The sequence below is a fragment of the Ruminiclostridium hungatei genome (assembly GCF_002051585.1).
Classification (GTDB): Bacteria; Bacillota; Clostridia; order Acetivibrionales; family DSM-1351; genus Ruminiclostridium; species Ruminiclostridium hungatei.
Map to the genome: position 1 here is coordinate 114,103 of NZ_MZGX01000007.1, position 16,276 is coordinate 130,378.

Here is a 16,276-nt window from a genome sequence, read left to right on the forward strand (position 1 = left end):
GTTTCTGTCTATGGGTCTTACTGTATTGTCCTATCAGGCTTCAAGCATCTTCTGTATTACCATTATCATTCCAGCTCTGTTAATGGCATTTTCCGGGTTGAATCTGGAATCCGAATCCAGTGTCATCAACTGCATTTGCAGGCACATATACACAGGAACGGCATATCTTCCCGCAATGGAACTGTCATCCTTTATGGGCTTTGTGTATGAAGCCCTTAGCCTGTCATAGTCCGCCCCGTTTTTTTGGCAGTACAGCCTGATTACCAGCGCAGCGGCTTCCTGACGCGTCAGGTTCCTGTAAATATTTGTTGTATTGATAATCCTGTCAAGTCCATAGGCCTTTGCCTTGGTCTTGATATCAGTCTGCTCATCCACCTTATCCTCGGCTATCAGTTCATACAGAAGGATTCCTTCTCTGACAGTCACGTTCAGACCTGAATTGAAGGATACCTCCGAGCCGGGGAATACTGCTGTCAAATCATAACTTTGTGAAAACCTGGTAATATATGGCTTAGCGGCATTGTCCGCAGGAACTGTTGCAGCCATATCAGGTGATGAAAGCAAGGTATACTTTCCGGTACTGTTAACAACATAACTTAAATAGCCGTCTTCACTCTTAAGGTTTTGAGTAAGCTTCTGCCAACTGGCGGAGTTCTCGTAAAAAACATAGGGATTTACTTTACCGGCTGCCTTAAATGGCATTTTTACACCCATGTTCGCGCTGAACCTTGTAATATTGTATTTCTGATCCAGTACACCCGGAGTATAGCCTGCGCCATTCAAGGTATCCTCCAGATAGTAGGAGAGCTCGCTTCTCACTTCCTCCAGCAGCCCGTTCAGATAAGTTTCCACCGCTTTTGCATCGCCCTTGACACTTGTATTATTGGGATTTTTTATTACCTCCAGCTTCTTGGCAATAAGCCCGGTAGTGTCGTTGTAAAGCTTGTCCTTTATCTGGGCGTTTACGGTGGTACTTGTCTGTTTGCTGGCAACTGCCTGTGCCGAGAAAGTATTCATCTTTGCAGCCGCAGAAGTACCTGCGGGTATCTGGGGCTGAACTGCCGTGCTCTGGGTATTATTTACCTTCAAATACACGTCCTTTGCTCCGCTGGCTGCCGCCGCACTTTTAAACTCCTCCTGCCTGGCAGGATCAAAGGTGTCAGGTGTTATGGTGAACTCGGCATCTCTGGCCTTGATTATCACACTCCTGTTATTGGTCCTCATTGCCTTTAAAATATCCTTTGCAAGATATATTTCATCGGTATACACATATGCCGGCCCCTGGGAAATATCTATGGTACAGGTGAAATTCCCATATCCTTCAAGAATGTTTATGACCTTTTCATCCCGCACAAATACCTTGTTGGAAACACCGTTTTTCTTACTGATATCCCAGTAAACATTCTGTTCAAGCTTATTTACCATATCCAGAAATTTTGCTACCACACTGGTATTGTTATCGTTATCGTCATAGTCACCCTGGTTGAATTCCGTTCTGGTATTTACCGGGCCCACATACTTTGAAGGCGTAACTGCAGTCTGGTCTGAGGAATCAACCTTTGTAGCCCTTATCTTGATATAATATTTAGTATTGGGCTTCAATGGCCTGTGTTCAATGCTGCCATCGGGCAGCTTTGTGGGTACGAGCTTGATTCGGGCGTTATAGGTGTAATAGTTCGTATTCAGGTTACTGTTGCTTTTCTCTATATAATACGGGTAGGTATGGGTTGTTATATCCACATACTGCTCCAGATCCACATCATTGTTCAAAACTGCATAGTCGCTGTCATCCTCGGTTCTTACAGCTATTTCAAATCCTGAATAGGGATCGATTGCATAGCCCTGCCATTTTACATCAATCTGGTAATAGTCATTTCTCGTATACCTGGTAAGTGTGCTCATTACCGCATTGTCTCTGGTGCGTACCACCTGAATGTTGTACTGTGTATTTGGCTTGAGCTTCAAAAGCCTCCCATAATAAATACTGCCATTTTTTACTATAGTATACTTGGACTTTGCCAGCGTGGTATAATTGCTCTCCGCAGAGGTCTTCAACCTGATCTGAAACCCTTCTGCCGTGAGGTCATAGGAGGTATCAAACCAGTAAAAGCCCAATTCGCAATCGCTTACCGCCTGCAATAATGACGGCGGTTCAATAAGAGAAGTAGTAACCGGTATGGATATCCATACACTGGACCTTGTCTTGCCTGCATCAACTATCTCCGATCTCAGGCTGAAATAATAAATCTTATTTGGATAAAGCCATGTATCTATGGTATATCTGCATTTCTTGGTCTTCGGGTCATATGTAAAATTAGAAGCCAGCGGATTCATATTCGGATTGAGAGTGAGTTTGAAGGAATTATTGTCGCTGTTGTTGTCCTTATTTCCGAATAAACTGATATAGCTTCTGTATATTGGGTCCTGAATTATGTTTGTATCATTTTCCTTTGTATTTGGTTCCACCCTGAAGGAAGTGGCAACAAGATTATAAGCTGCAGCCATTTCCTGTACCGTCCACTCAAAGGTGACAGTCTGCCCTGTAATCATGGGATTGCCGTTTGAATCCCTGGCAATGGCAAAATCAGCCGGAGCCAGCGGCTTTTTCTCGCTGTCGTCAGGCACAGGCGGTTCCCCGGTAGGTGTGGTCACAGGGAGCAGCACCGTTTCCACCGATTGTTTCTGCTCAGGCTCATTAACCATTTTCAGCCTGACCTTTACCAGGAAATAGTAGGTGGAATTAGGCGCCAGATATTTGCCGAAGGCTGTCTGATTATTGATGTCATTGAATTCATTTATTGTGGCATAAACCCATGTGGTGCTGCCCAGAGTCTGCTTTGTAAAATCCACATCTCCAGCATTGCCCGCCAAATCGGTGGTACCTATCCTCTTAAATGAGGTAGGTTCGGTTCTGGTACTCATGTACAAATCATAGATGATGGCATCGTTCTGCTCGTCATGGTTTGAGGTATAGTTGCTCCAGTCTATTTTCAATTCATCAAATCTTATCTGCACTTCAGCATTTGCAGGCCCCGACTGGCTGTTGGGAGTAACAGTGGTTTTAACCCATTCCAGATAGTTTGGAATAGGTACGTCCCGTCCCGACGGAGACAGGGTGGTAAAACTGCTCACCAGGGATTTCTCCGACATTTTTGAACTGTTGTCCACAGTTCCCCTGTCAGCGGCAAGGGTTGTGTACATCTGCACATAATATGTCTTATTGGGCAGCAGATATGTGGGATAATTATCCGGATTTGCAATGGTCAACTGACTTCCCTGGGGATTTTCAGTTTCTCCTTTAAACAGCTCATAGCCCTTTATGGTATACACCAGCTTTGTGCCTGCGTCTACTATGTTGGGAGAATTTGCGCTGACAAACTTCACCAGGCGGTATTTTACAGTATAGGAACCGTAGTTCTTGCCATTTGCTTCAAGCTTATACGGCGTACTGTCAAGGTCCTTGGCATTTACACTTATCATGAAGTGGAAATAGATATCCTTATCCAGATGTCCTCTTATCTGATCCCAATTGCTGGGCTTGTCCCATGAAATGGTGATATTGGAGGACTTATCGGTTATTGTGCTGCCTGAAGGCGGCTGTGCCAGATCCACCTTTGATACTACTATTGCTTTGGGAACCGGTGGCCGTGCAGTGTCCTCCTGCATTGTATAGGGGAGCTTCAGGGACTGAATCCTGTCCGACACTCCGTCAGATCTTACCAGTACTCTGTAATAGACGGTGTTTTTTGAATTTATGCCGGTAATGACAGTAATTGCATATTCCCCGTTAAAGTATGTATCATCCAGTTTTTTTCTGGATGTCCAGCTTGTGTCCGAATCCGCCGGAACATTGCTGGTCTGTACTTCGTAGTACAGCCTGGGCATGTTGACCTTGCCCTGGTTTATTCTGTGTATCCTTACATAAATATTATCAAAGGTATCCTTTGTCAACTGGAATCTTATGGGCGTGTATGTATAATCCAGCGTACCCAAAAGCGGATTTTCCGTCAGCCCTGTAACAACTGTTCCCACATAGTTGTTCAGGCTGTCAACAAAGAGAGTGTTCATTGTCATTTTATATATTGTACCGGGGCGGACTTCAGCATGAGGAAGCACATACCAGTTGTCTCCCACCGCGGATATTGCCTGGGGGATTGTAGCCAGGCCGGTGGCAGTGTCGATTTTATTAATACGGATATCGTCAATGGAAGGTATCAGTGTCGCATCATCCTTAACACCCATCATGTAAAAGGAAAGCTTGCCCGTGGTGGTGTCAAACTTCACCTTTGAATACCTGGCCGGGTTGGTGTCCCCTGAAACGACAGCAGTATACTGCCCGTCGTCTCCCATCTTTACTATGACATTGGCAAGGGACTTCTCGGCTGTCGCACTTATTGAAAAATTCAGTCTCTTGATGCTTCCGTCTATCTGGGCCAGAGCTTCATTGGCATAGGTCATTGTATTATTGGAGGCATTAAAAACCCTGGGCATATTCCAGGTAACCTTTATGGTGGGGTAAATTCCGGATTCTACACCGCCTCCCGCCACATTCACCGGCTGCTGGTCCACCTGCTCTGCATAAAAGGAAATCTGGGCAAGAAAAAACTGCCTCCCTGTAAAGGTCTGTGAGCTTGTGTCCTGAAGCATTACATTGAAATCATATATTATGTCGCTTTTTATTCCTGTGATTGTGGCAGTGTTTTTGGTTTTGTCCACCGGAACCTGAACGGTGGAATACCCTGCGCCGTTGGGTACGTGATATTCTATAGTCCCGCTGTCAACATTGGAAACGGCATCCCAACGGAGCTTGACAGTAGAAGTAGCCTTGTCATAGCTGTCTATATAAACTTTAATAGGAATATCAGCGGCAAACACCGGCTGCACCAGACCTGATAAAAACGGAAAAATCATACTTAATACAATTATTGCAGAAATTAGTCTCAACCTTTTTTTCATGGAAATACCCCCGGTGTTTAATACTTTGTTTTCTTACTACTCCCTGAAGTCTATATGTATGAATTGATTTACAACTTAAATAAATAATTCTTGAGATTGTTCACACCTTAATTATAGCACATAAAAGTGATAAATTTGGCGCTATTGGAATAATAGCCATCCTATAGCAATATATCGGCTTTATGGCACAATTTGCTTAGCTTAAAAAGGCACTTGTAAAGAAAACGTAAAAAAGAAATAATGGCACATAAAAAACCCATGCACAACAGGCTTCGTGGCCTATTGATACATGGGTTCTATTTATTTTGCAACACTGCAGGTTAATTTTATCTTATTCCATTATTTTTACTAATATGGGTGTTCCCGCAGCTATCAATACTGTCCTGTCACTACCTGGCTGTCATCACACACCGTACCGCCGTCCGCATCCTTTATTCCGGCAAGCGGGTCAATGGTAAGTATGTCGTCCTTTGCCAGAGTCAACCCGGTAATGCTGCTGATTTCTATGGTCAATACGGTTCCCGCGGTATTCCAGGTAATGCCTGAACTGCTCTGTACTCCCCAATTGTGCTTTGTCTTTCCGTCGGCAGTAGTTATGTGGAAGTAGTTGATCAATGCCGAGGAGCTTATTGCCTTCTTATTTGTTGCCTGGTTGAAGGTTATTGTAATGGTATCCCCAACATTTTTACCGTTAGCACCGTTGTTGTTGATTACCACACTTGTAATTGCAGGCGGTGAAGTAAAGCTTCCGCTGACAAAGGCGCTGGAGTTGGAGGCTTCAGTGGTTTCATCGGCATCGCACAAACCCAGCAGGGTATCAATGGTTATCTTGTCAATTGACGGCATGAGCCTTATCGCAGGGTTTGTAACATTGTCAAAGGTTATGGTTAGCTGCGTTCCCTCAGTATTCCATGCAATTGACGAATCATTGGTTACAGCCGACCAGACGGTATTTTTGCTCTGTCCGGCGCTGTCTGTGACCTTAAGGAATTTGGAAAGGTTGATTGCGCTGAAGGTTGTGGCCTTTGTAGGCTGATCAAAGGTCAAAACAATGCTGTCTCCCGTACCAAACCCGTTTTGTCCTCCGCTGTTCACAGCCTTGATGCTTACCAGGGCAGGTACCGTATGGAAGCTTCCTTCCAGTATTCCAACAGAGGAGTAGCTGGTGGAAGTACCCGCGGCATTCCTTATTCCGGCAGCTTCATCAATTCTTATCTCATCACCTATTTTTATTGTAGATCCATCCATTGAATCAAATACTACGGTTATTGCATTCCCGGTGGTATTCCAGGAAGCCGTCATATTGCTTCCCCAATCCTTTGCTACGATTGAACCGCCCGAAAGCCCGGTTACATTGAAATACTGCTTTACCAAAATGGCGGCATTTGTTACAGAAGAAGTTTTAGCCTTATCGGTACTTTCTTCAAAGGTAATTATCACATGATTTTTCTTTAAGGTCTTGTTTGCAGCAGCGGGATAAGCTATGGCAGTGATCTTCCCCGCAGTAAAATCTATTGGCTGGATTGCACTTGGAAGCTTGTCCTTGGTTGCCTTCTGCCGGACTTCCACTTTTTTGGTCCCCGTAAAGGTTCCTTCGGATGCACCCGTCTGCCAGGTGCCTGCTTCTCCGCCTATCCTGTACTCGTATTCACTGCTGAGGCCGTATATGACATTCAGGTCATCACTGTACTTCAAATCCGGAGCAGGCATCGGGACTGCTATATCATCCACCTTGACAGGCTTGGAAGGCAAGCTGCCCGCCGTAGCGGCTGTTCTCACCTCAAGCATGCCGGGGACAAACTGTACGCTTACGGCTGAACCTGAGGCATTTAACACTCCCCATGCTCCTCCGCTGATTCTATACTGCAAATTAACTGCTGATGAATTTGTAATTTTTGCAGCCGCAATATGGTAGTCAAGCGCTGAAATGTCTATATTGCTTCCATCTGCCTGCGTCAGTGTGGCCACCAATTTTTTATTGCCTGTATTGGCGGCTTCCCTCACGTATACCGTCATTATTTCTGCATCGGCATTGTATGTTATAGCCGTATTTCCTGTGGTACACAGCTTCCAGCTTATATCATCAAAGCTGTACTCCATTTGTGACGTAGTGCCTGTCAGGAGGCTTCTGGACAAATCCACTCCCACGTTGTCCAGATTCAACTGCAATGTTTCTGCCTGACCTGCTGCCGGTACTGCCGTGAGATTACCGGAAGAGTCCTCGCATACCGCATATATGTCATACTGTGATGATACCGCCAGGCCTGTAATTGTCAGTTCCACATCCAAACCTATGGCACCCTGGGTTATTACAGTGCTTCCCTTGGTTGAAACCGCAGTTCCAACCGCATTCTTGTATGCCTTGACCTGGGCGCTGGTCGGTGCTGCCGAGCCCCTTGGAAGAGCTATGGCATATACTGTTCCGGCTTCATTTGTATTAACGAGGATTACTGCCAGGTTATCATACTTTACAGCCGACTGCCTGGGGTAACCTGCAGTAAATGCCGGTGCGGTGGCATCTGTGGTTTTTGCCTTGTACTGTGTTACGGTTCCTGCATTTCCAAGATTGTCAACCGCTGCCATGTAAATTATATATTCCGTATATGGTATCAGACCTGATACAGCCACACTGCCCTCAATATTGGCATCCAATTCCGCCAGGCCCTTCATTCCTGCTGTAATTGCCGTTCCGGTTATAGCTCCCCCCGTAATCACCTCGCTTATAAGCTGTTCTGCGGAAGGTGCCGGCGTAAAGCCCGAGGGCAGTGCCACAAAGTAAACTTTTGATTTTTCATCTGTCTTTACAAGTGCACTCATTGTTGTTTCACCAAGTACTCCTGTCTTGGGATACCCTGCTGCATATTTAGGCGCTACCGCATCCACAAGTATGTTTGAATCTCCCAATGCCGTGGCGGCAGCCAATGCAGGCAATGTCACCGTTGCCTTTACAGACGTGCCCTTGTTTTGTATGGTAGTCCCCGACAACTGCAGTGAGGAGGTAGCCTTGTAATTCAGCTTGGGGGCATTGTCCCCCAGCATTACTGTATAAACAAATATCAATTCCTTTGTACCTGAGCCCGATACATACACCGCATCTCTGTCAACAGTGCCTGTCTCAAGGTTTAGCAGTGGTATTCCCGTGCCGATAACGTCAACTTCCTGATCGAAGGTCACTTTTATTGAAATATTCGCTCCCTGCTTATATGCTCCCGTAGGTCCGCTCACCTGAACTACCTTTGCAGCAGTCGGTAATGTGCTGCTGAAGGTAAGTACATTGGTCGAAGGGATGTCAAAGGATGTTCCGATAGCCGCACAGGTGGGTACTACCAGCGATATTGTCTGCAGGCTTGCCGCTATATCATAGTCATTTACAGCAGGCAGCGTTATTGTAATAACATTTCCTGCAATTCCTGTCTTTGCAACGATTGCCGAGCTTGTCATAGCCGCGACCACCTTATCCCACTGAGCCTGCTCCACATCAGCAGTAAAGCCTTTGAAGAGAGCCTCCTGTACTTCTTTATTTGTATTGATGTCGTCAACCCAGGTTGCATTGTTCAAGGTTATTACTATGGTCTTCCCTCCGGCTCTGATGACTGATTCATTTATGGAAGTACCGTAAGCTGTTCCTGAAAGGGTCGCCGTCGCCAGCCGCTCTATTTTTATAGTCTGTCCGGCAATCAGGCTCGCCTTGGCACCGATAATGCAGGCAGCGGGTATAGCCAGGGTTACATACTGATTGGTATTTATGTTGTAGCCCGACACAGCAGGCAGGAGGACAGTTACTTTTGTGTTGCTGTTTCTCTTTATTGCACCCTGTCCCGCATTCTTCAGAGCACTTATAACTTTCGCCCATTCGGTAGTTTCCGTTGTGGTTATAAGTCCCGAGAAGAGTGCATCCCTCTTTGTCTTGTCGGTTTCTATATCCGTTACCCATTGTCCGTCTGTCAATGTAATTTCAAGTGTTCTGCCTCCCGCAGCAATGCTGTTTTCAGGTACGGTATCTGCAAGAAGAGTTCCTGACAGGTCGGCAGAGGCTTTTGCGGCAATAGTCAACTGTACGGCTGCTGTGGCATCCTTTATGGCTCCCACCAGTATGGCATCTGTCGCACCGCCCGTAACCGCTTTGTACGGCACCTTGACAATAATGGTTTCGTTTGTATTAATGTCATAGCCGGACACAGCAGGGAACACTATGGTTATCTTGGTGCTGGAGTTTCTGGTCATAGCCGCTTCTCCGGCATTCTTGAGGGCCTGTGTAATCAAATCGCCCTGTGCCGCATTGTTCAGGAAGGTAAGACCTCCGATTACAGACTCCCTCTTGGCCTGGTTTGATGCCACATCAGCGGCGAACTCTCCATTTACAAGACTTATAATGAGAGTTTTACCACCTGCTACTATATCTCCTTCTCCCAGCCCTTCAGTAACAGCCGTTCCGCCCAGGTCAAGCTTGACGTCTGCGGCAATCCTGATTATGTCTGCGGAGGTAACTGCCTTAACCGCATTCTTTATAAGTTCCGGCTTAATGGTAAGGGTTATTTCCTGTGTCTTTGTTATATCATAGGTTGTAGCCTCACTTAAGGTAATGGTTATTGATTTTTTATCCGAACTGAGTGTTGCGGCTGACGCCCCTTCATTTTTAAGTGCCGCAATAACCTTGCCCCATTGGACCGCTTCACTTCCGGCGGCTGTAAAACCGTCAAACAGCATATTCCTTCTTGTGACATTTGTCAGTATATCATCCTGCCATTCCGAAATATCCAGTGTTACAATAATTGTTCTTCCTCCGGTTACTATGTTTGATTCTCCGGTAGGGGCAGTCATTGTGGTTCCCGTGATACCTGCCACCACATTCTTGATATTTGATGAATTCAACAGGATATCTGCATAGGCCTTAAGATAGCCGTTGTCATCGGTTGCAGCAAGGATAAGGTGCTGTCCCTCAATTGCGCTGATTGCTCCACCTGTCACAAACAGGGTTGTTCCCGTGGGCAGGCTGTCCTTCAGCAGAGTTCCCGCAGCATTGTCCTGCACGATATATCTCCATTTTGTAGCTCCTGTCGGCAGTACAAGCTTGCTGTATTCAAAGGTGGTGGTATTCAATTCTGAGCCCGGCACAGGATTGGCGTAGTTTACATTAAGCTTGAGCTGCGGAGCAATTCCTCTCACTGCCGAGGCCAGGACAGGGACATTGATGTAGCCCTTGACCTTGCCTGTGGAATCAACCGCATACAATATTACAAACTGCCCTTCCTTTACCGGAATATCTTTATTTACTTCATATACCGCCGCACCTTCCACAGATGAATTTATCAACGGGATTGCCGTAATATCCGTATCCTGAACCTTAACTATCCACTTCTCTGCTCCCGGCAGACCAACTCTGTCCAGGAAGCCGAATTTCGATGTACCCACTCCGGCTCCGGGCTCCAGGTCGGTGTAGTTTTCAGGAGCTTTAAGCTTTATGGCATTGCCCGGTCTTATATTGTTGGCTGTCAATGCTATGTTGTCATATGCCAGAACCTTGCCGGTATTGTCAACCGCAACCAGCAGTATGAACTGTCCGGGGTTTGCAGCTATGTCCGCCCCCGACTCGTAAGCATGGTATTGTTCATAGGTTATTCCTGACGGTGACGTATATGCCACTATGCTTCCTGCAGTTATATTTGTTACAGAGTCTGCTATTTTAACCACAAAGCTCTTGAAATTATTGATTCCTTCCGGCGACACATATATTGAAGTGGTGCCTGTAGCCGTACCGTATTTTGGATTTGCATAATTCAAACCCGAGGTAAGCTTGTCTGCAAGCGGAGGATTCAATTGTGTCCCCAACTGCGTGATCTGAAGGTTCTTGTATGCCTTCACCCTTCCGTTGGAATCAACAGCCGCCAGCACCACATACTGATTGAGCCTGACTTCTATGTTCATTCCTCCGGTATAGTTGATAGGATTTGTAAAAATACTGTCCAGAGTAAGGGCGGAAGGTGAAGTCACCACCCTTACCTGCCATCTGTCGGCGCCAACCACACTAATCAGCTTCAGATTATCCAGCCTGGTTGTGCCTGGTACGCTTCCTGCCACCGGTCCTGTGTAATTGGTATTTTCCACAAGCTCAGGTGCATTTGCAGGCTTAATCTGGGAAGCACTTATGGTGAACTGCCTGAATGCCTTGATCTGATTTCCTTCAACGCCTATTATCAGCACTACGTTTCCGGCAGCAACCGGAATGTCCCCGTTGCTGGTGTATGCTGTGTATTCCGGGCCCGAAGCATCATCATTCAGGTGAGGGGCGGCGAAATCCTGTGCTCCCACCCTGTACTTCCAGGTTATTGCGCTCTCGGTGGTTGCATTTGGTATGTTCCTGGCACTGAGCATAATCTTAACCGTACCTGCCAGAATGCCCTGTTCCGGTATTGTATAATTTGTATTCTCTGTAAGGAGATATGCAAACGGTGCTTGAATGGCACTGTCTGAAACAGTTATGTCTGCATACGCCTTTACCCTTCCCAGTTGATCCGTTGCCAGCAGCAGTATGTGTGCACCTGCGGTAATCAAAATATTGTTGTTTGCGGAATATGTAGTGGCTCCTGTTACAGCCACATCCCTGGCAGGTACTTCAAAAGCACCCGTCTGGGTTTTAATCATCCACCCGGTAGCTCCCACTATACCTATGAGATCCAGTTTGCTGAATTTTGTCGACCCCTCGGTAGTTCCCTTTGTCAGGGTATAACTTGTGGAAGCGATTACCGGCGCATCAAAGGGCCTTATTGCCGACTGCGGGATATAAACATTTGCATATGCCTTTATTGCTCCCAGGCTGTCTGTGGCAAGCAGCAATATATATTGGCCGGAGGTGACGGTTATGTCCTGATATTTTCCGCTTCCGTCCTTAACCAGTTCCGTGGTGGTGAAGCCTATGGCACTTGCCGTAGTATTCTTGGCAGGTGCGGCAAATATGTTGTTGCCCACTGCGTACAGCCATTTCCAACTGCTGTCCTGACCGTCCAGTCCGGCCAAGGACAGGGAGGTGAACATGGTCGTTCCCTGAGTACTTCCCTGTGACGGTGCCGCATAGTTGGTAGGCGTCACAAGCACCGCTGCGGCAGGAGTCCTTATCATGCCATCCGAGCTTATAAGTATGTTCTTATATGCTTTGATCCTGTTATTTGTGTCCACGGCATACAAAACAAAATATTGCCCTTTGGTCACCGATACACTGTCTCCCTGCAGGTAAGTCAGCAGTCCTGAAACAATGCTGTTATATTCAGGTGTGGGGGCGGGTGTATCTGAAACCTTGTACAGCCACTTCACTGCACCCTGCACCCCTATCGTGCTTAAATAGGTAATTCTCGTTGTTCCTCCCACCTGTCCCGGCTCAGGCAAGGTGTAGTTGTATGCATCCGCCGTTTCAGCGCTTGATTTGAGTTCTGCGGCATCAGGTTGTTTTATTTGTTCATAGCTTATTGCCTCATCAGTATAGGCCAGAGTTTTACCGTCGGCATCCACTGCGATTATAAGTATATGTTTGCCCACGGTCATACTTTCAATATTCTGACCGGAAACATACACAGCCGCTCCCGTTGTTCCTGTGAGACTGGAGCCTTTGTACGGTATTTCAAAGGGGCTGTCCGAAAGCATATAGTACCATTTGCTGAACCCTGCTATGCCGTTGGAGGACAGTATAATCTTTGTAGACCCGTTGACAGAGCCCGGCTGCGGCAGAGAGTAGTCATTTGGTGTTATGAGCTTCATTGCATCGGCAGGCTTTATCATGCCGCCTCCGATCAGTATGTTTCTGTATGCCTTGATTTTGCCGCTTGTATCTGTTGCCAGCAGGATTATATACTGTCCGGCTGTTACTGCTATATCCTTGTTAACCATTACATCTACCGCGCCGGACAGCATGCTGTTAAACTGAGGGGCAATTGCCAGAGGCTCATTCTGTACTTTAACCATAAACTTCTTGGCCTCTGTGAATATTGCAGAGCTTGTTGTGGGCTCTGTAAGGCTCAAAGCTGTAAATCTGGTGGTTCCGGCAGCAGAGCCCATGGAAGGCGCACTGAAGTTTGCATCAGGTATCAACTGCGCATCTGACTGTCTTATCTGCGAGGCAGTCAGCTTCAAATCTGCATAGGCCTTTATCAGGTTTGCAGGCCCGCTTACCCCCACAAGCAGGAGGTGCTGTCCCTCAAGTGCAGTTATATCGGCCTTTGCAGTATAAATGCTCAGAGCCGACGGTGAGGTATACTTCTGGTAATCCGCAGCAGGCACATCAAGACCTGGTTTTACGGCATCCTTGCCCAGAACGGCAATCATCCACTTATCAATTTCATAGCTTCCTGCAGCAAGTGTTTCTATGGTCGTCTTGCCGGGTGCCGAACCAAAGGTTGGTGCACTGAAATTGTTATCCAGCACCAGCAGGCTTGCAGACTTGCTGATTGCACTATCGCTTACGGCTATGTCTGCGTATGCTTTAATGAGGTTTGACCCGTCAACTTCGGCCAGAATTATATGCTGTCCCTTAAGAACACTGATATCGTCTCCCTCTGTATAAGCTTTGGAGTCCTTGAATTCTGCGTTCACAAATACTGTACCTGCTCCCGCATCCTGAACCCTTATCTTCCAGTTTGTATCGGCAGCAGTCGGCACCAGTCCGTTTATTCTCACGGAGTTAGCCATTATACCCGCTTCCGGACTGTTGTAATTCGTGCCCAGAACAAGCTTCGCAGCATCGTCAGGTCTTATCCAGCCTGACTGTACGGTCATATCCACATAACCCTTGAGCTTGTTTGTGCCCTTTTCAACCGCTGCAAGTCTGAGTATCTGTTCCGCAGCAACCGGTATGTCCTGTCCATCCTTGTATTCCAGATAGTCAGACGGTGAAACCGCCAATACCTCATCATAGCTCGGTGCTGTAAATGCACTGTCCTGAACCTTTATGAGCCAGTTCAATTCATTTGCGGTGGTTATTCCGATGAAGGACAGATCAGTGAGCTTGATGCTTCCTCCGGTTGTACCGTAGGAAGGAGCAGAGTAGTTATAGCCTACAACCATCTTCTTGAGGCTGTCTGCCGTGAATATGCCCTTTTCCTGTCCGGAGGTAGGCAGTTTTGGTCCTGTGCCGTCGGCATCGGATATGGCCACAAACTCATAGGTCTTTCCTGATGGAATATGCCTGTTCTTCAGCCTTACTTCTATAGTCTCGCCTTTTTTCAGGTTGAGGTTTGTAAAGGAAATTGTTTGAATATCCGGTCTCTGTGATATATCCAGAGCTTTTTCCTCTCCATCCTTTATCTTGTACGTATCGGTTGCAAATACCGAGAAGCCTGACGGAAGCTTGATTACAACAGTTCCGTTTGCCATGTCGTCACCCGCGGTATATAGTATGCCGAACTCATTTACCAGAGTACCCGCTTCAGCAGATGCAGGTATCAGGGTAATGCTTCCGGGCATTGTTACATTTCCCGAGGTTACATATACCTTGATTTGGGCAACGGCAGGATTGTATCCGGGATATTGAGCCGTCACATGCACTGATGTTGTTCCGGCTGAAATTCCGGCTACCACACCCTTATCACTGACTGTTGCAGTATTATTGTCGGAGGATATGTATGCCAGGGTGCTTCCTCCGGGATTTATGGAATTAATGGTAATGGACTGGGTCTTTCCTTCGGCTACACTGATCTCAGAAGGTACTGATATAAGCACATTCTGTTTTGTAGGATCTATGGTGGTGCCATATATGCTTGCAGTAATTCCTCCGGAAATATAAACGCTTGTGGGCCTCATGTCCATACTTACATTGTTGGCATAAACATATGCGTTTACTACCCTGCCCACACCGGTAAAGGTTGAAGCTGCAAGAGCCGCAACCTCAATAATGGCGGCATCCTTTTTTATGCTTATGTAAGAGCCCCCTCCTGCCGCTGCAACTGTCAATTTCTGCACAGTACCCTTTTCCAGGTTGAGATTGGTGGTATCCTTAAGGGATATTGCTCCAACTGTTACAGACCCGTTGAGGTTGACATTGTTGCCCTTGGAGCCCAGTTCAGCCGTCAGGGTCGAAACCGTGCCAGCCGCAAGCTCTACCGTGCTTTTGCCCGCATATGTGGTAATAGAACTTATATTCCCGCTCTGAAGCGTAAAGCATGCGGTTGAATCCTTGGAAATATTCACCGTCTCCGCTTTTCCGCTTAAATTCACATTTAAATTGCTGTTGTCCAGCTTAATGTTGTAAAACTCCCCGCTTAGTGTGGCAGTTTGGTTTGTTTGAACCGCATCCGTACAGGTAACATTTAAGAAACCTTTTCCTGTAGTCAGGTTTGATTCGGCAAGTTTTGCTCCCGACCGCACCTCGGTCTGATCTATGGTGGTGGTACCCTGTACAACGACGTTTACATCTCCTGCATATTTTTCTACCACCAGATTGCCATAAAGCTTGGAATTCTTTACATATACGCTGTTGGGTCCCCCGCCTCTGATGACAGTTCTGCCGGTTACGATGACATTTTCAAGCCGGACTGTTCCTTCTCCGACTCCCTCTCCAATGGTCAGGTCTCCCCCTATCTTCATGTCCTTAAGCGTCACAGAACCTGCATTTACAATGAGATTGCCCGCAGCATCCTTTGTATATGTGCCCGCCTTTGCTATAACCTGTCCGATGCACTTGTCCAGAAGCTTGATTGCATCAATCAGCTTAAGAACTCCAAAAGGAGCGTACCTCCCTGCTGATATCTCAGAGAGATAGCCCTTTTCAATCACCGCTCCCAGTCCTTCAAGCTGTTCCTTATCCAGCTTCTGGGCATCTGTAATCTTAGTAAGAATTTTGGGGTCGCTCAGTTGAAGGCCAAAAACACGGGCCACCATAAGAGACGCATCCAATCTGGTTATATTTGAAAATGGTTCATAGTCGGACTTATCATTCTTTACGAAGCCCGAGGCTACTGCCTTTGAAATTTCCTTTCCATACCAGGACTCCCTGGGTACGTCCTTAAAGCTGATATCCGCCTGCCTGGAAGAATTCAGTATCTTATTTATGTACGTGACAAAATCAACCTTCATGACAGACTGATTCAGGTCATCAACCCCTGCACTGCCATCCAGTATGCCCATGCTTTTCCATTTGCTCAGCAATGCCTTATCGGCTGCCGACACCGCAATGCTGACCGGCCCGACGGCAGCCATTGCATTTAACGGTATAGTCACAAGATAGACTATTAAAAGCATTACAGATATTGCCTTAATTATCCTTTTCATACAACCTCCATGTTATGCCAATAGTTTAGGTTAAATTGACACCAGGTCAACCAACCTGCTCCTGCTT

The 16,276-nt window shown here is 46.7% G+C and carries 2 protein-coding genes; both read right to left on the reverse strand.

Annotated elements, in window-relative coordinates; genetic code table 11:
• Positions 1 to 33: 33 nt before the first annotated feature.
• Positions 34 to 4,956, reverse strand: coding sequence for a hypothetical protein (locus CLHUN_RS06880; RefSeq protein WP_080063844.1), 4,923 nt, complete (start codon positions 4,954 to 4,956; stop codon positions 34 to 36).
• 372 nt (positions 4,957 to 5,328) lie between these two features.
• The gene (locus tag CLHUN_RS06885) at positions 5,329 to 16,209 is read right to left on the reverse strand and encodes a BslA/BslB family hydrophobin (RefSeq protein WP_080063845.1); all 10,881 of its coding nucleotides are present in this window, start codon (positions 16,207 to 16,209) and stop codon (positions 5,329 to 5,331) included.
• Between the last annotated feature and the right edge of the window lie 67 nt (positions 16,210 to 16,276).

Excerpts from the sequence above, each read along its gene's own strand:
- CLHUN_RS06880 (WP_080063844.1), bottom strand. The coding sequence starts at position 4,956 with ATGAAAAAAAGGTTGAGACTAATTTCTGCAATAATTGTATTAAGTATG.
- CLHUN_RS06885 (WP_080063845.1), bottom strand. The coding sequence starts at position 16,209 with ATGAAAAGGATAATTAAGGCAATATCTGTAATGCTTTTAATAGTCTAT.